Below are 18,094 nucleotides of genomic sequence, written 5' to 3' on the forward strand. Positions count from 1 at the left end.
CGAAGAAGGCATAGAAAAAGCATTTCCTGAATATGAGCTCTTTTTTCTGCGGGAGAGGATCAAGAAATTCGAGACACGGGAAACCGAGCTTTCAGGCGCGGAAGTAAAGGAAGAGACCGGAATCGCCCTGAGGGCGATAAAAGACGGCAAAATGGTCTTCTCCTACACCTTTGACGCCGGCAGCCGGGCAGTCGCCTCCCTTGTCGAAAATGCCGAGCTGGTGCTGCCTTTCCTGGAGGTCGATAAAGACAAGGTCTTTCCCGAGGGCGCCTCCACCTATCCCGAGCTCGATATATGGGATGAAGAGGGTCTTCGTGCGGATGACCGGCAGAAGACCTCCCTCCTGGCCGATATGGAACAAACCATCCTCGACTATGATTCCCGCATCAAAGCTACGAGGAGTTGTGAGCTTCAGGAGACGAGAATCGAAGCCACAATCCTCAATTCAAGAGGACTTCGGGCAGATGCGAGGAAAACCCTCTATACCTTGAGCGCCATGTGCGTTGCCCGCGAGGCGGATGAGGCATCTTGGTTCAGCTGGATCTGGGCGGATAAATTATCCGGTCTTGATGGAAAAGGCCTTGGCGAGGAAACGGCGCGAACCGCCGTCTCCCTCCTCTCGAGCACCCAGCTCGACACCGGGGTTTACGACGGGGTCCTTACTCCCCAGGCGGCATGCGACCTTCTCGAAATCCTCGCAGAATCTTTTCTGGCCGAGAATCTCCATAAAGGCAAGACCCGTCTTGCCGGAAAAACGGGGCAGAAATGCTTTTCCCCTCTCCTTTCGATCACCGATTCGGGGCTCGCCGGAATCGACAGCTTTCCCTTCGATGGGGAGGGGGTTGCCTCCCGGGCAAACCAAGTGGTCAAGGGAGGTGTTTTTGAAACCTTCCTTTATGATGCCTATTACGGTCGTAAGCTCGGCAACGCCTCCACGGGAAATGCGGTAAGGCCCGGCATCAAGGGACCTCCTTCGTGCGGCCCGAGGGGTCTTTTTATAGAAAAGGGAGAGCTCGATCTCACCTCGGACGGATTGGACGGCATCCTTATCGTGGAGCTCATGGGCGCCCACACGGCAAACCCCATTACCGGGGATTTTTCCCTCGGCGCCACGGGCTTCCTGAAGAAAAAGGGAACCATATCGCCCTTTACGGGGGTTATCTTCTCCGGGAACCTTTTCGAGATACTGGAGGACATAAAAGGGGTAGGCAGGGATCTCAGGTTTTACGGGTCTCACGGCTCCCCCTCACTTTACGTGGAGGGCCTGAAGATAAGCGGCAGATGATGACTGACTGTTTCAATGGGGGGGCGCAAATCTGCATATCCGGTAAAGCCCCGGCTCCCCTTATTTCCCGGCCCCTACACGGGAGGCGACTATCCCGGCTGCGACCGCGATGCCCTGCCGGTTCCAATGGGAGTCGTCTTTCCAGAAAGTAAACCGGTCCTTTTTGAGGAGTTCCGCCGAATCGGCGACAAGGGGAGCCGTGAGATCGGTGCAGGGGATTTTCAGGCGCGCGCCGAGGGCCTTCACCGCTTCCCATTGCGCATCAGGCAGCGGGTTTCCCTTGCCCGAATCGAGAAAATCATAGTAGACCCTGAATTTTGTGGGAATAAAAAAGATGTGGTCTATCCGGCCGCTCACGCCTGCGAGGGCCTGCACCCCCCTTTCGGGAAAATTATAAGACTGCCTTTCGGTGGCGTGTACATACTCGTTGAAATCGCCTATCTTATGGCCCTTTACGGTAAGCACGGTCGACGTGAAAGGCTTCTTTTTCCGGGAGGCCGCGAGACTGAAGGTGTAGCGGTAGAGAGTCGTCTCCTTGAAAAATGACCGGTAGGTGGCGAAGAGTGCTTTGATAAAATTCTTCTTTACCACGAAGTGCTTTCGGGAGTAGGACTCGGGGAAATCATTGCCCTCGAAAAGAAAAAGAAGGACCCTGAAGTCATCCCTCGATTTTCTCTCCAGGTAGCGAATAAACCGGACGTATTCCGGGATGCCTCCGGGATAGGCCAATGTATAGGCATCTATACCGTACCCGTCTTTTAACTGGCTCGCCAGCATATCTTCCTGGCTGCATCCGTTCGCCACTACGAAGGAATCCCCGACCAGCACATACTTCTGTCCTTTGTAGGCTGCCTCGTTCCTGAACCCGAGGGAATCGGTCCGGAATCTCACTGTCCGCGGCTCCGCCTCCAGGCCCTTCGCGCCCCCCACGGCATAGACGTCGCCGAAAGGCTCTTTCAAGGTGACGTCCACGTTCTTTCGGTACGTGTCCGCCTGGAGGTCGCTGTTATAGACACCAAACCTCTCATGCTCGCGATAATAGATACGATCGTCGATCCCCACAAGCCCTACGAGAAAATTTAACAGCAAGGTGGCGCCGAGGAGAGCGCAGGAGAGGATGAGAGAGTTTCTCCAGTCTATGAACAAATAAGCCATGAAGGCGACAAAGAGGAGGGCGTAAAGCACGGCATTCGCCAAAAACCCATAGAAGAGCAGGGCATGATAGGTGAGGAGCAGCGGGATCAGGGCGGCCAAAAACCTTCGGAATAGAGTAGGGACAGGAATTTTCATATCACCCCCATCACCCTCGGGAAATGAGCGATTATCATGAAGAAGGATACCAGAACGCCGGATAAGGCGCAAGTTTTTTGGGCGAAGAGGGCAGCCTTTTCCGCACCCCCGGCACCCCGCTCCGCCCGGGACATGCCCATCTTGCCTTGGTAAGGGTAAAGGGGCTGGACTTCTCCCGTTCTTGCCCCACCTTTTTCCCGAAAGACAAAGCATAGGGGGATGGAAACTGGCGGTAAATTACAGGTTAATCTTCTTGACTACACCCTTTTTTCCGATTATGATTTGGCGGAATAAACCCATTATCAAAAACGTATCAGTCATATCAAGACAGGTTCGATCCCGGGGCCCTCGGCAATGACGGCGCACCCGTAAAGGCGGCGCGTCTGCATCGCCTGATCTCAAAATATGCAAAAGGAGGAAACTTCCGCGTGCGTAAAACTCTCAAAGCTATTCCCCTGACTTTGGTCCTTACCCTTCTTTGTACCGCTATGGCGACGGCCGAAACGAATAAAGGTCCGGGCAGTCTTGACGCGGGCATCGACGCCGGGAGAGGGCAGGCTATAAAGGCATCCTCTCTCAGGCTGCCCCTCTCGTTCGTAAAGAATGAGGGACAGAGGGAGAAGTCCGTCCTCTTTTACGAGTTGGGGACCGGTCGCGCCACTGCCTTCACGCGAGAGGGCGTCTCCCTTTCCCTTACGGGCTCCGGCTCGGTGAATGGCGGAAAAGGTTCCTTCGAATCGGTCATCCTGAGCCCCCTCGATGGCGCTCCCTCTGCCGTCGAGCCCATCGACCCGAAGGAGGGGAAGATCAACTACCTCATAGGCAAGGACCCCGCGAAATGGAAGACCGATCTCCCCACCTACGGGGGCGTCCTCTATAAGAATATTTATCCCGGTATCGACATGAAGTTCTACGGCACCAATTCAGAGCTCGAATACGACATCATCGTCTCCCCAGGGGCCGACCCCTCGAAGGTGCGCCTCTCCTATAACGGCGTGGAGGACCTTCTCCTCACCCCAGATGGGGAGCTCCTTATCGTCCTCAAAGGCGGCACGATCGTTCAGAAGAAGCCCGTCGTGTACCAGACGCGGGACGACCGAAAGGAAATCGTCCCGGGCTACTTCACCCTCCTCGACAGGACGACATATGCCTTCGTGGTAGCGCCTTACGACAGGGACCGCACCCTCGTCATCGACCCGACCCTCGACTACTCCACCTATCTCGGCGGGAGCGCCGATGACGGCGCCTCCGGAATCGCCGTGGATTCTACGGGAAACGTCTATGTGGCGGGAAGCGCTTACTCTGCCGACTTCCCGGTCCTCCATGGGGTGCAAAATGGGCAGGCAGGGGGTGCCGACGCGTTTATCACGAAACTTGATGCGAAAGGGCAAAGCCTCGTCTATTCCACCTACCTAGGAGGCGGCTGCGCCAACTATGCCTCCGCCATTTCCGTCGATGCCACGGGAAACGTCTATGTCGCGGGATACACCTGCTCCGCCGACTTCCCCACCGTAAACCCTTTTCAGGCGGTACTGGGCGGCCTTTATGACGCCTTCGTCGCCAAGCTCAACCCCTCGGGGAACGCCCTCCTCTACTCCACGTTCCTGGGCGGGGCTGGTAATGATTGGGCCCATGCCCTCGCTGTCGATTCGACGGGAAACGCCTATGTCGCGGGTGAAACCCCATCCGGCGACTTTCCTGTCGCGAACCCATACCAGGGGGCAATTGCGGGAGGCTTTGACGGCTTTGTCGCCAAGCTCAGCCCCTCGGGGACTTCCCTCGTGTACTCTACCTATCTCGGGGGGACGGGCTACGACGCCGTTCGCGGCATGGCCGTCGATTCTGCAGGCAACGTCTGTATTGCGGGTGAAACCACATCCGCCGACTTTCCGATTATGAACCCCTACCAGGGGGCAATTGCGGGAGGCTCCGACGCCTTCGTCTCCAAGCTCAGCCCTTCGGGAAACAGCCTCGTCTACTCCACCTATCTCGGGGGGACGGGCAACGATTATGCGTTCGCGACCTCCATGGACGGCGGGGGCAATCTCTACGTGGCAGGATCTACCAATTCCGCCGATTTTCCCATCGCCCATGCATATCAGGCGACGAAAGCCGCAGCAATTGACGCCTTCATCACCAAGCTCGACCCCACGGGAGCGAGCCTCGCCTACTCCACCTACCTTGGCGGAATAAGCAATGACTTCGCCCTTGCCATGACGGTCGATGCTGCGGGACACGCCTACATAGGCGGCCTCACCGCCTCCTGGGATTTTCCCACGGCGAATGCCTATCAGCCCACAAATCGCGGTGACGCTGACGGCTTCATTACAAAGCTTGACCCCACGGGAGCGAGCCTCGTCTACTCCACTTATCTGGGTGGGGCTTCAAATGATCAGGTGCTGGCTATTGCCGTCGACAGCTTCGGCAATACCTACATAGCGGGTGAGACGAGGGCCCCCAATTTCCCGGTGGTGAACGCACGTCAATCGACAAATGCGGGTGGGTCTGACGCCTTCATCGCCAAGCTCGTCCCGGCGCTTACCGTCGCCGTCTCGGGTTCGGGGCTCGTCACCTCGTCCCCTTCGGGCTTGAGCTGCACCTCGACCTGCACGGCTCCATTTGCGGCAGGCACCCAGGTAACGGTAAGGGCCGCGCCCTCTACGGGCTCCTCGAAGGGGGTCTGGACCGGGTGCGACTCCACCGGGTCACAGGCAAGAGGCCGCGGCGTAGCGGGCATTTCGACCTGCACCGTCACGATCGCAGGGGACAGGACCGTCAGTGTCTCCTTCAGCGTCGACAGCGAGACATTGACCGCCTCGAAAACGGGAGCAGGCAGCGGAACCCTCACGGCCGCGGGGCTCACCTGCAGCGGGAGCACCTGTACCGGCGCCTATAACTATGGAACTCAGGTAACCGTTACCGCCACCCCGGACGGAATCTCCTCGTTTGCGGGTTGGACCGGGTGCGACTCCAACGCGCAGCGGGCAAGGGGCCGGGGCGTAGCGGGCGCTTCCACCTGCACCGTCGCCATGACGGGGAATAAGACCGTAAGCGCCGCCTTTACCCTTGACGGTCAATTGCGTGCCTCGATCAAGGGTTCCGGCACGGGCTCCCTCTCTGCCGCGGGACTCGCCTGCAGCGGGACCGTCTGTACCGGCACCTACGCGAACGGAAGCCAGGTGATTATCACCGCCACCCCGGAGGGAAGCTCCTCCTTTGCGGGCTGGACGGGGTGCGACTCTCCCTCCGGCACGAACTGCACGATGACCATATCCGGCGCGAAAGCCGTAAGCGCGAATTTCACGGGGGCCTGCACCTATGCCGTCTCCCCCGTCTCCCGCTACATCCCCTATTCCGGGAAGAATCTCGTTATCGCCATCGCGGCGAGGGGATCGAGGAACTGTCCTGCTCCGGGCATCGTCTCCGATCCATGGATCACCACCAGCCCTTCCGCCTTCACTCATAACAGGGGCACCGTCAGGGTCACGGTAGGGGCAAACTCCGACACCCTCCGAAGGAACGGCGCCGTCAGCATCGGCGGAAAAAATGTAGCTATGAGCCAGGCGGGCGCACCCTGCACCATTACCCTCACCCCGGCGAATGCGGCCCTCTCGTACGACGCTCAGTCTCCCGCCTTCACCGTCACTACCGCTGCGGGCTGTCCGTGGGCCGCGGCAACGGCCGTCGGCCGGTGGCTCAGCACCACCTCCCTGGGCACCGGACCCGGCAACGTCTCCTACAATGTGGCCGAGAATACCACCGGCTTCAGGAGGACGGGAAGCATAAGGGTGCGCACTACGACGACCCCTTCCACCAGCAAGATATTCAGGGTGGTGCAGGGTAATTAGCCCTTGTGGATGACGGAACCTCATCGAGGTCACGCTCTCAGCCCTATTAAGGAGGAATGCATGAAACGAACCACCATTCTGCTTATGGCGACAATACTCTGCCTCTTCGCGCTCGATGCTCATGCGAAGGCCTTTCCCTACAAGGACCGGGTGAAGGCATCCTATATGAAGCTCCCTCTCGCATTCGTAAAGAACGAGGGACAAAGAGACACCTCCGTCCTCTTCTACGAGCTCTCCGGCGGGCACTCCACGGCGTTTACCATGGAGGGCGTGACCCTTTACCTCAACAAAAACAAATCGACCGAGGCCGTGACGCTTACGCCCCTCGATGCTTCTTCCTTTTCAGGGGAAGGGAGAGAAAAGAAAGAGGGCAAGGTCAATTACCTCATCGGCAGCGACCCGGCCAAATGGAAAACTAATATACCCACCTACGGGGCCATCTACTATAAGAACGTCTATCCCGGAATCGATATGAAATTCTACGGGACCAACAGCGAGCTGGAGTACGACCTCATCGTCTCCCCGGGGGCAGACCCTTCAGGTATACGGCTCTCCTATAAAGGGATAGAGAGGCTCTCCCTCACTTCGTCAGGGGAGCTTGAGATCGCCTTGAAAAGAGGCTCCCTCTTCCAGAGAAAACCCCATGTCTACCAGATGATCGACGGGAAGAAGGTTGAGGCGGAAGGCAAGTTCCTCCTCGCCGGCGGGACAACTTACGGCTTCACCGTGGCGGCATACGACAAGAAATATGCCCTCGTGATCGACCCCGTCCTCGCCTATTCCACTTATCTCGGCGGTACGAGCAACGATGCGAGCTACGCGGTCGCCGTCGACTCTACAGGCCACGCCTATGTCACGGGGACCACACGCTCCGCCGGCTTCCCTGTCACCACGGGCGCCTTCCAGACGGCACACGCCGCCGACGGCGGCGGATTCGACGTCTTCGTCACCAAGCTCTCCCCATCGGGGGACAGTCTCATCTACTCCACCTACCTCGGGGGCAACGGCTTCTTCGACATCGGCAACGGGATCGCCGTCGACTCCACGGGCCACGCCTACGTCACGGGGGCAACCCAGTCGAGCAATTTCCCCGTCACGGCAGGCGCCTTCCAGACCGTATACGGCGGCGGCGGCTTTTACGACGTCTTCGTCACGAAGATCGGCCCGAACGGGGACAGCCTCGTCTACTCCACCTACATCGGGGGGGCCACGGAAGATTACGGCGCGGCCATCGCTCTCGACCCCCTGGGCTCTGCCTACGTGACCGGACGCACGTTGGGAAACGACTTTCCTGTCACCGCAGGAGCGTATCAGGTTTTCTCCCGCGGGGTGTGGGATGCCTTCGTCACCAAGCTCAGCCCGAGCGGGGACAGCCTCGTCTACTCCACCTATCTCGGCGGCGGCAGCTGGGACTATGGGAACGGTATCGCTCTCGATGCTTCGAACAATGCGTACGTGACCGGATATACGCAGTCCGCCAATTTCCCGGTCACGGCAGGCGCCTTTCAGATTCTCTCAGGCGGAGGCCACGACGCTTTCATTACCAAGCTCGCCCCGAACGGAGACAGCCTCATCTACTCCACCTATCTCGGAGGCGCCGGGGAGGACCACGGTAATGGTATTGCTCTCGATGCCTCGGACAATGCCTATGTGACCGGATACACGGCATCGGCCAATTTCCCCGTGACGGGCGGCGCCCTCCAGACGGTTCGAGCAGGCAACAAGGACGCCTTCGTCGCCAAGCTGGGCACGGCCGGGGACAGCCTCGTCTATTCCACCTACCTCGGGGGTACCGGGGACGACTTCGGAAACGGTATCGCTCTCGATGCCTCGGACAATGTCTATGTGACCGGATATACGGCATCAGCCAATTTCCCGGTCACGGCAGGCGCCTTTCAGGGGACCCTCGGCGGCTCGAACGACGTATTCCTCACCGGCCTCGGCCCGAACGGAGACAGCCTCGTCTATTCCACCTACCTCGGGGGTACCGGCGATGACCAGGCATTCGGCATCGCTCTCGATGCCGAGGGGTCGGTCTACCTTACGGGGCTGTCCACTTCCACCAGCTTCCCCGTCACGACCGGCTCCTTCCAGGCGACATCCGGCGGCTCATATGACGCCTTCGTCGCCAGGTTTGCGTCGAGCGTGACCCTCACCGTGTCGAAGAGCGGCACCGGGAGCGGCACGGTGACGAGCGACACGGGCGGCATCAACTGCGGATCAACGTGCAGCGCTGGTTTCGCGCCCGGTACGGTGGTCAATCTCACCGCCACCCCCGCGAGCGGGTCCACCTTCGCGGGCTGGAGCGGAGCCTGCACCGGGAGCGCCACATGCGCCGTCACCATGAGCACCGGCGCGGGCGTGACCGCCGCCTTTACCGCAAACGTCACGGTCACCGCCTCCGTTTCCGGCGGGCACGGGACCGTCTCCCCTCCCTCCCAGAGCGTTGCCTACGGGGGCACAGCCTCCATCACCATGACCCCTGACACGGGATATCGCATAGCAAGCCTCACGGACAACGGGGTGCCGGTAAATGCTTCCGGTCTCTTGAGGACAGGGTCCGGAAAAAAAGCGGCCGGGCCGGCTGCCTCTCAGAAGAAACTTTCCCGCGCCGCCATCCCCAATCCCTACAGCATATCGAATGTCGTTGCCGACCATGCCGTGGTGGTCACCTATGGGATCGCCAGCGCAAACCTGACCGCCACCATGTCGGGACAGGGCGTAGGCAGGATCGAGGCCCAGGGCCTTACCTGCACGGGCCTTGCCTGCACGGGCACCTATGACTACGGTACCTCCGTCACTCTCACCGCCATTGCCGGCTCCGACTCTACCTTCACGGGCTGGAGCGGGGCGTGCACCGGCACCGGCACGTGCACGGTCACCATGACGGAGGCCAGGAATGTGACCGCCACCTTCGACTCCTGCGCCTATACGGTCAGCTCCTCATCGAAATCATTTCCCTACAGGGGAAGCTCCACCAACGTGACGGTCCATGCCAATGGGACGAACTGCGTGACTCCCGTCATCTCGGCAAGCGATTCGTGGGTCACCGCCTCCATGGGAAGGTTCAGTAATAACAGGGGCACCCTCAGGATCACCACTTCGGCTAATGAGACGATCACGAGGAGGGATGGGACGGTGACCGTCCATACGAGCCCCTTCGCCGTCGCCCAGGCGGGCTGTCCCTGCAGCCTCACCTCGATCTACCCCACCAATGACGCCATCACCCATGTTGGAGGGACGGGCTCCTTCACCGTACATGCCACGCAAGGCTGCGAATGGAACGTCGCCTCACCTGACTGGGTCATTGCCACTGCCTCGGGAACCGGGACGGGCCCTGTCTCCTACACCGCCGCATCCAATAGCACGGGCAGACCGAGAAAGGGCACGATCAACGTCGCCCTGAGCACTGCTCCCACGAAGAAGAAGGCTTTCACCGTGAGTCAGTCCGCCTGCACCCTCTCCATCTCTCCTCCTCCCCGCCATAGCTTCGACGCGAACGGAGGAGACGGCTCATTCACGGTAAATGCGCCCCCAGGCTGCACATGGAACGTCACCTCGTCGGAAGGCTGGCTCACCGCCGATACGAGCGCGGGAAGCGGAAGCGGCGCAGTTTCCTATAGCGCAAGCCCCAATCCCACGGCAGGGCAGAGGATCGGGAAGCTCAACGTCTCCCTCACCGAAACCCCCGCGGTAAAGACCATGTTTACGGTAACCGTGAGGAGGTAGATCCAGGGACCCCCTATACCCATTCGCAGTTGACGCCGGAATCCATCTTACCTGTGTCCCGGAGAAATCTCCGGGACACAGGTATTGCAGAAAGTGAGCGTGCGGGGTATAATGACCTGCAAACTTTCCCAATATAAGGGGAATCAATCGGAAGGAGTGAATTGGGGGGTCCCCGGGCCTTTCATCCCTTACAATGTACATTTTAGGCATATCCGCGTTTTACCATGATTCCGCGGCCGCGTTGATAGAGAATGAGAGTATCATCGCCGCCGCCCAGGAAGAGCGTTTCACCAGGAGAAAACACGATCCCTCCTTCCCGACCCACGCGGTCTCCTTCTGCCTCGATCAGGCCGGCATCTCCCTGGACGAGCTCGAGGCCGTGGTATTTTACGACAAGCCCTTCCTCAAATTCGAGCGCCTTCTGGAGACGTATTACGCCTTCGCGCCCAGGGGGTTCAAATCTTTTCTCTCCGCCATACCGGTGTGGATAAAAGAGAAGCTCATGCTCAAGAAGCTGATTCTTGACGAGCTCAGGCAGATCGGCCCCTTCGATAAAAAGAAGATGACCCTCCTTTTTCCCGAGCACCACCTTTCCCATGGGGCGAGCGCCTTTTACCCGTCGCCTTTCGATGAGTCGGCAATCCTCACCATTGACGGCGTGGGGGAATGGGCCACCACCTCGATCTGTCACGGACAGGGAGAAAAGATAAAGATCTTTTCCGAGCTGAAGTTTCCCCATTCCGTGGGTCTCCTCTATTCCGCCTTTACCTATTACCTGGGGTTCCGGGTTAATTCAGGCGAGTACAAGCTCATGGGGCTCGCCCCTTACGGCGACCCTGCGGCAGAGAGAACCGCCCGGTATGAGAAGATCATCAAGGAGAACCTCGTCCATATCAAGGAAGACGGCTCCATACGGCTCGACCAGGCATATTTCGATTATGCGACGGGCCTCAGAATGGCCCGGGATTCAAAATGGGCGGACCTCTTCGGCTTTCCCGTCCGCGCTGCTGAGGGCGAACTCCTGCCGGAGCACTGCGACCTGGCCCTGGCCATACAGCGCGTTACGGAAGAGATCTTCCTGAAGATGGCCCGGGAGGCAAAACGGTTGACCGGCTCGAAGCGCCTCTGCCTCGCGGGAGGGGTGGCCCTCAATTGCGTGGCAAACGGCAAGCTCCTGAGAGAAGGAATATTTGATGATATCTGGATTCAGCCGGCTGCAGGAGATGCCGGAGGCGCCCTTGGAGCGGCATTGGCCGCGTACCACATCTACTTCGGGCAAAAACGCACGGCCCACCCGTTCCCCGATAACATGCAGGGCTCCTATCTGGGACCCAGGTTCAGCGACGCCTACACCCTCGTCATGGCGGAAAAATATAAAGCCCCCTACGAGAAATTCGAAGATTTCGATGCCCTATGCGTCAGAACAGCCGAAATTCTCGATCAGGGCAATGTAGTAGGATGGTTCCAGGAGAGGATGGAATGGGGCCCCCGGGCATTGGGCAACAGGAGCATCATTGCGGACGCCAGGAATTCGGAGATGCAGAAAAAACTGAACCTTAAAATAAAATACAGGGAGAGTTTCCGCCCCTTTGCGCCTTCGGTGCTTGCGGAGGACTCGGAGGAGTTCTTCGACCTTGCGACCCCCTCCCCTTACATGCTCCTCGTGGCGGACGTGAAGGAAGGGAAACGGAACCCCGTACCCGGCAATTATCATTCCCTGCCCTGGAGAGACAAGCTCTATCACCTCCGGTCCGATGTGCCCGGGGTAACCCATATCGATTATACGGCACGGATACAAACCGTCCACAAAGAAACGAACCCGAAATATTGGCAGCTCATTAAACGGTTCAAAGACAGGACAGGCTACGGAGTGATCATCAACACGAGCTTCAACGTCCGGGGAGAACCCATTGTCATGAGCCCCGAGGATGCATACAGGTGCTTCATGAGAACGGAGATGGATTATCTCGTAATAGGCGATTATCTTTTCGAGAAGAAGTCGCAGCCTCCCTGGGTTGAAAAAGGCGACTGGAAAGAGGTATACGGGCTCGATTAAGAAGAGGATCATCGGCCCTTGGACCGGCCGATCCTGCCCTCGGTCTGAAGAATGCCGAATATTGACCAAAATTTAATCCCTGTCCCTGACAGGGAAGCAAAACCGACCGCATTCCGATATTAACCCGGATTCGGGAAGCCGAATAAGGAGGTAAACAATGTCATTATTGGGTGATCTCTGGGGATTTCTCAAAGAAAGAAAAAAATGGTGGCTTTTGCCCATCATTGTCGTGCTCCTGATCTTCGGACTCCTCATAGTACTCTCAGGAGGCTCGGCAATCGCACCTTTTATTTACGCGATTTTTTAAGCGTGTGATGCGTTAAAGCGTGTGATGCGTGTGATGCGTTAAAAGAGAAAATCGGAAAACGTGTAATCGGAAAACGGTGGTGCGTGTGGGGAGAAGAAGAATACGTCAAATCTTTCTCGCGTGTAGCTCGCACAGCGAGCGAGAAGGGGAGGCTCGGCGGGCCTTGCCCGTCGAGGGGGCGACGTGAGCCCCATTACAATGCGTGACGTGAGCCCAAAAAGCAGTCACAACGTGTAAATCAATGTGCGTGTAATGGGATGAAGCATACATAAAATCTTTCTCGCGTGTTGTAGCTCGCACAGCGAGCGCGAGGGGGAGACTCCAGCGGCTTTGCCGTTGGAGGGGGTGACGTGAACCCCATAAAATGGTATGATGCTTTCGACTTTTGTATTTGTTGGGAATAAATAATTTAATGGAAAGGAACAAAACAAAAACCGCGGGCCATGAGGCCCTTACCACTATGGCCGTTCTTGCCATGGCCGGGATATTCTTCGGCCTTTTAAGCGGGGCGAAGGCTTTGTATGTTCTCGCCCTTCTCCTGCTTGCTGTAGGTGTTTTTATGGAGCGGTGGTCGATCAGGGTTTCTTCGGGTTGGCTTAAATTCGCGGGGCTTTTGAGTGCCGTCAATACCCGCGTGATCCTGGGGCTTATTTTTTTTCTGTTCCTCACACCTATAAGTCTCCTGTACCGGATGTTCCACGGTGATTTCCTGGGGCTCAAAAAGGGGGATGGAAAGACCTATTTCTCGGGCAGAGACCATTCTTACCACGCCGGAGATCTCACCAACCCCTGGTAAGGGATGGCCCCCATCGAGACTCCCCGCGCCGCCTTCCTTTCATGGTTGACCTTCGATCCGGATCAAGAAATCAAACGTCCGGCCATTATCCTTATTTTTATCCTTTCCCTGGCTTTGATCCTCCGTCTTGCCGCGGCGGCGACCATGTCCGCCATAGATCTCGATGGGACCCTTTATGCTCAAATAGGGGACGCCTTTTCGAAAGGAGAGGTGCGGGAGGCACTCGGAGGGGTTTTTCCTCCCTTCTATCCATTTCTTATCGGCCTTGCCCATCTCATAATCCCGGACCTGGAGCTTGCGGGCACCGCCGTCTCTCTCGCCGCGGGCCTTCTCCTTGTCTATCTCTCATTCATCTTTTTCAGGCGCCTTATAGGAGACACGAAGGCCCTCTATGTGGCCTTCTTCGTCGCCCTGAACCCTTACCTCGTAAAATATTCCGCGTCTGTCCTCACGGAATCGATCGCCACGGTGCTCGTCCTCTTCACCGTCTTCGCCTTCTACAGGAGCTGGACAGCCGATAGCCCTTTGTACGCGGCGCTCTCGGGCTTTTCTCTGTCTCTTACCTATCTCACGAGACCGGAATACATCGCCTATTCCGTTCCTCTCTGCGCCCTGTTTTTATTAAAAAAGAGGTTTCTCCACGCCTTCCTTTTCGCCCTTTTCTTTGCATTTCTAGTCGGCGCGTACGTGTATTGGATGAAAGCGGAAACCGGATTTTGGGTAGTGAGCAAAAAAGCGATTCTCGCCAAAGAAATGATGGCAAGTCCTGCGGCCTACCACTCCCATCTGCTGCCCGTATCCTCCCTCGGGTTGATCGCGAGGTATTTTCCCACCGTTCTCTACGATGTGGTAAATGCTTTGCTGCCTCACTTACTGCTTCTCGCTTATCTCGGCATTGCGAGAGTCGACAGGCGCTATGCAGTGCTCGTCCTGGTTCTCCTTTTCTTCCACATCCTCGTTCCTTCCGCGGTGAGGGCATCGTCAAAGAGGTTTTATGTGGAACTGATCCCCCTGATGTTGCCTTTTACGGTTGCCGGCCTCTCTGTTTTTAGGTCCTTTGCCGGAAGATCAGGTCGGGGAAAGATTATCTATTATCTCTGCATCGCGGGCATCGTCGGCTTCTCCCTCATCCAATGCGTGAATCCTCCCTCGACGACAAGAGGGCTCAACAAGGAGGCGGGGCTTTACCTTGGCTCCCGCGATCCTCACGCCGTCGTCGCCGCCGCCATGCCTCTGGTGCCTTTCTATGCACAGGGGGAGTGGCGCTTTCTCCCCTCTCTTTCCCGGGGAGTCGATACCTGTGGCGCCCTTATGGAGCAATTGAGGTCCAGGGGGGTAGATTATGTCGTGACCGACGAAGAGACCGAAAAGGGTACCCCCTTCGTCGCCGGTTGCGTAAAGCCCCTTACTCCCTTTTCCGAATTCAGACATGGTGAGGAATTCGTAAAGCTTTACCGTATTCGCGACAAGTGAATCGGGCCTGACAGGACGATCCCCTTCCCATGAGAAGGAGCAGCGAGATCGGCTGCTTCGGCCTTTTCTAACCCGCCTTCCTGATGCTGCACAGGAGTCCTTTCCACTGGGGATAGCCCATGATAGGCTCCCTGCAGTTGCAGTCGGTAAGGAGATTGCAGTTTCCTTCACCCGGCCACCCGTGGGGCACGAGTACCACCCCTTCCACCACCCGATCATCCACGCTCGCCTTCATTTTGACCTTACCCCGGTCGGTCTCCACTATCACGTCGTCTCCCTGGGCGATCCCGTACCTTAGCGCCGTCGCCGGTCCCAATTCGGCTTTGGGGAATGGAGAGCGGCTCTTGAGGGACTCCATATTGTGGAGCATGCTTCCGTTAAAAAAGAAGTCCCTCGTGCCGGTGGAGAGAATGAGGGGATATTTCTCCCCGAGCTCCGCCCAGCGTGGCCCCTGGGGGCTCTTGTCAGGTTCGAGGTACGTGGGCAGGGGGTCGAATCCGGCCTTTTCGAAAGCTTCGCTCCATATCTCTATCTTCCCCGTGGGGGTAGCGAAAGAGTTCTCCCGGATCCCATACTCCTTTTTCCCATACATGCCGCCTTCCGGTTTCTCGAGAAGGGCTTCGAAGCTCAGGCTGCACGGCTCAAGCTCGAAGGCTACGACTTCACGGTCCGATTTCCACGGGAACTTTTCCCCGAAGCCGCATCTGCCGGCGAGGTCCGTGTAGAACTCCCGGATCGAGCGACACTCGTGATAACGCCCGATCACGGGCGGGCGGAGCATGAGGTAAGGGACGCTATGGCACACATTGTAATTGTAGGCGAGGCCCCAGAACTCGAGCTGGTTGGCGGCAGGAAGCACATAGTCGGCGAACTGGGCGGTCTCGGTCATGAACTGCTCGTAAACTACCAGCAGGTCCAGCTTTTTGAAGGCATCCCTCAGGGCGTTCGAATCGGGCATGGTGACGAGGGGATTTCCACCCGCCACGATAAAGGCCCGCAGCTTGTCGGGCACGCTCTCGGGCACCATGTTCATGACCGCATAGGGGCTCTTTCTTCCCCAGAGCTCGTGGAAGAGGGGGTATTCATCCGCTCCCAGGGGCTTACCGGGGTTGGGAAGGCCGAGGTCGTTCAAGCGGAGGCCGGGGCCTGTTACCCAGCCGCCCGGCACGTTGATATTCCCGGTGAGCGCCTGCAATATGGCGAGGGCCCGGTCGTTTTGACTGCCGTTGGCGCACTGGTCCTGGGTGCAGGTGCCGTGAAAGATGCTCGCCCCCCGGGTGCCCGCGAACCTGCGCGCAAGGGTCCGGATATCCTCGGCTTTGACCCAGGTGATCATCTCCGCCCACTCGGGCGTGTACTGCCGTACATGGAGGACGAGCCGGTCGAAGCCGTAGGTGTACTTTTCCACGAAATCCGCGTCGTAGAGCTTCTCTTCGATCATCACGTTCATGAGGGCCAGAGCGAGGGCGCCGTCAGTTCCGGGTCTTATGGCAAGGTACATCTCCGCCTTCTCCGCCAGCGGAATCCGCCTCGGATCGATGACGATGACTTTCGCACCCTTCTTCATATTCTCCTGCATGGCGAGGAGCAGCGGAAAATCGGAGGCGGAAGGATTGTGGCCCCAGAGGATGTAGAGGTTCGAGTCCATCTCTTCTACCGGATATTTTCCAAAGGTGATCTGCCGCGCCCTGATCCTCATGCGGTAGCAGATACTCTCAACGGAGAAAAAGTTGGAGGAGCCGAAGGCAGCCTTGAAACGGTGAGTGAGGGAGACCATCTCCAGGTTCTCGACCCCGATCGAGCCGCAGAAGAAGGCAAGGACCGTGGGTCCGTATTCCTCCTTGAGCTTCCCGAGCTTCGCCGCGATCTCTGAAAGGGCCTGCTCCCAGGAGACCCGCTCGAATGCACCCTTCTTCTTTTTCATCGGGTACTTGAGCCTGTCGGGGTGATAGAGGTGCTCGATCGTGGTGCGGCCTTTCGGGCAAAGCTTCCCCTTGTTCACGGGGTGGGACGCCTGGCCCCTGACCTTCACCACCTTTCCGTCTTCCACCGATACCTCGATGCCGCAGCTGTGATAACAGAGTGCACAGCCGCTATACGCCTTCGTCACTTCCTTTTCCATCTGCCCTGCCCCCTTTTAATCCTTTTCACCCAACCTCCGGAGATCACCCGGCGCGCCCGCAGATACCTCCGAGCACGAGCTCGCTCACCTGCTCATGAAGCTCGAGGAGGTCATATTTCTCCCCCTTTAGAAGCCACCTGGTCACGATGTGCTCCAGCGTCCCGAGGAGAAGCTGGAGGGCGAGGTATACATCCACGTCTTTCCTGATGACGCCCTCTTTCTGCCCCTTTTCGAGTATCCCGAGCACCTGTTTGCTGAAGGCCTTGAAACTCTTGTAACTCTTCGATTTCACGAAGTCTCGGTTTACCCTCATCTCGAGCATGAGACTCCGCACGTAATCAGGGTTTGTCTTGAAATAGTAGAGATAATACCAGACGAGCTTTCTTATCTTGTCCGTCGTGTCCGTAGCTCCTTCCAGATGGCGGTCGATCTCCTTGCAGAATTCCTTTGTTTTTTCGAGACCGATAGAGAAGAAAAGGTCCTGCTTATTTTTAAAATACTGGTAGATCGTCCCTTCCGCGATGCCCGCGGTCCTGGCGATTTCAGAGATATTCGCACTCTGATAGGTACTTTTACCGAATACATCTATGGCAGCCTGCATGATCTGCTGCTTTCTCAGTTTCTTCTTTATCACTAATCCACCCCTTCCCGTATGATTCATCGCCCGCCGGCGCCCGCCATGCGGGCTTTTTTTGAATCGGAATTCTTATATTGAGTGCTGCTCAATTTTTAATGAATAATATTCATTTGTCAAGCACTTTCTAATAATACGGGCCGTGATCTATGCTCCGGTCACGGCCCGCAATCGCTCACGAGGATTTTGTCTTAGTAATTATACGCCGTAGGCACCTTCTGGACCTTCTCCTGGCCCTTCCAGTACTCGATGCGGTCCTTGATGAAGGCTACCCATGTATCTACCTCGGCTGCCTTGAAGCCCTTGTTGACGAGGTCTTTCTTGAAGTCTACGATCACGGGCTCCACTGCCTTCACCATCTTTGCCTGCTCCGCGTCGGAGACGGGTATTACCTGGCCGCCTAATTTAATGAAATAGTCCCTGCCTTCGATGTCGATCTTGTTCCATTCCACGGCCCATCTCTCGAGGAACTCTCTCGAGAAGTCGGTGAAGGTCTTCTTTACATCCGGAGGAAGGCTGTCCCATTTCCTCTTGTTGAAGACAACGTAGAACTG

The 18,094-nt window shown here is 57.5% G+C and carries 11 protein-coding genes; 7 read left to right on the forward strand and 4 right to left on the reverse strand.

All coding sequences use genetic code 11. The features are described 5' to 3' along the window. A partial coding sequence (locus VGJ94_17125; GenBank protein HEY3278340.1) for a metallopeptidase TldD-related protein occupies nt 1-1,285 on the forward strand: 1,285 nt, incomplete at its 5' end. 60 nt (nt 1,286-1,345) lie between these two features. Here the strand turns inward: VGJ94_17125 and VGJ94_17130 are convergent. Continuing rightward, nucleotides 1,346-2,575 (reverse strand): hypothetical protein, encoded by a 1,230-nt coding sequence (locus VGJ94_17130; protein ID HEY3278341.1) that lies wholly within the window; start codon nt 2,573-2,575, stop codon nt 1,346-1,348. Nucleotides 2,576-3,003: 428 nt separating this feature from the next. Between VGJ94_17130 and VGJ94_17135 the strand changes: the two genes are divergently transcribed. The 6 genes from VGJ94_17135 (at nt 3,004) to VGJ94_17160 (ending at nt 14,784) form a co-directional block, all read left to right on the forward strand. Beyond that, nucleotides 3,004-6,423: an SBBP repeat-containing protein gene (locus VGJ94_17135; GenBank protein ID HEY3278342.1), complete on the forward strand. Its 3,420-nt coding sequence runs from the start codon at nt 3,004-3,006 to the stop codon at nt 6,421-6,423. A gap of 60 nt (nt 6,424-6,483) precedes the next feature. Then, nucleotides 6,484-10,152 carry an SBBP repeat-containing protein gene (locus tag VGJ94_17140; GenBank protein ID HEY3278343.1) on the forward strand — a complete coding sequence of 1,223 codons (3,669 nt, stop codon included), beginning with the start codon at nt 6,484-6,486 and terminating at the stop codon, nt 10,150-10,152. A gap of 193 nt (nt 10,153-10,345) precedes the next feature. Next, nucleotides 10,346-12,208, forward strand: coding sequence for a carbamoyltransferase (locus VGJ94_17145; protein HEY3278344.1), 1,863 nt, complete (start codon nt 10,346-10,348; stop codon nt 12,206-12,208). A 157-nt stretch (nt 12,209-12,365) separates the two neighbouring features. Continuing rightward, a complete protein-coding gene (locus VGJ94_17150) occupies nt 12,366-12,515 on the forward strand; it encodes a DUF5989 family protein (protein HEY3278345.1) in 150 nt (49 codons plus the stop codon). Between the two features lie 412 nt (nt 12,516-12,927). Continuing rightward, the gene (locus tag VGJ94_17155; protein ID HEY3278346.1) at nt 12,928-13,311 is read left to right on the forward strand and encodes a hypothetical protein; all 384 of its coding nucleotides are present in this window, start codon (nt 12,928-12,930) and stop codon (nt 13,309-13,311) included. A 3-nt stretch (nt 13,312-13,314) separates the two neighbouring features. Further along, nucleotides 13,315-14,784, forward strand: coding sequence for a glycosyltransferase family 39 protein (locus VGJ94_17160; protein ID HEY3278347.1), 1,470 nt, complete (start codon nt 13,315-13,317; stop codon nt 14,782-14,784). 67 nt (nt 14,785-14,851) lie between these two features. On the opposite strand, the gene VGJ94_17165 is transcribed toward VGJ94_17160, so the two are convergent. The 3 genes from VGJ94_17165 to VGJ94_17175 all read right to left on the reverse strand — a co-directional run. Next, nucleotides 14,852-16,906, reverse strand: coding sequence for a molybdopterin-dependent oxidoreductase (locus tag VGJ94_17165; GenBank protein HEY3278348.1), 2,055 nt, complete (start codon nt 16,904-16,906; stop codon nt 14,852-14,854). A 43-nt stretch (nt 16,907-16,949) separates the two neighbouring features. Further along, the gene (locus VGJ94_17170; protein ID HEY3278349.1) at nt 16,950-17,540 is read right to left on the reverse strand and encodes a TetR/AcrR family transcriptional regulator; all 591 of its coding nucleotides are present in this window, start codon (nt 17,538-17,540) and stop codon (nt 16,950-16,952) included. Nucleotides 17,541-17,731: 191 nt separating this feature from the next. After that, a partial coding sequence (locus tag VGJ94_17175) for a hypothetical protein (protein ID HEY3278350.1) occupies nt 17,732-18,094 on the reverse strand: 363 nt, incomplete at its 5' end.

It is taken from the genome of Syntrophorhabdaceae bacterium (assembly GCA_036504895.1).
GTDB lineage: Bacteria > Desulfobacterota > Syntrophorhabdia > Syntrophorhabdales > Syntrophorhabdaceae > PNOM01.

Bases quoted from the DNA above. Each gene is read 5' to 3' on its own strand.
- VGJ94_17165 (HEY3278348.1), bottom strand. From the start codon at position 16,906: ATGGAAAAGGAAGTGACGAAGGCGTATAGCGGCTGTGCACTCTGTTAT.
- VGJ94_17140 (HEY3278343.1), top strand. From the start codon at position 6,484: ATGAAACGAACCACCATTCTGCTTATGGCGACAATACTCTGCCTCTTC.
- VGJ94_17145 (HEY3278344.1), top strand. From the start codon at position 10,346: ATGTACATTTTAGGCATATCCGCGTTTTACCATGATTCCGCGGCCGCG.
- VGJ94_17160 (HEY3278347.1), top strand. From the start codon at position 13,315: ATGGCCCCCATCGAGACTCCCCGCGCCGCCTTCCTTTCATGGTTGACC.
- VGJ94_17155 (HEY3278346.1), top strand. From the start codon at position 12,928: ATGGAAAGGAACAAAACAAAAACCGCGGGCCATGAGGCCCTTACCACT.
- VGJ94_17130 (HEY3278341.1), bottom strand. From the start codon at position 2,575: ATGAAAATTCCTGTCCCTACTCTATTCCGAAGGTTTTTGGCCGCCCTG.
- VGJ94_17150 (HEY3278345.1), top strand. From the start codon at position 12,366: ATGTCATTATTGGGTGATCTCTGGGGATTTCTCAAAGAAAGAAAAAAA.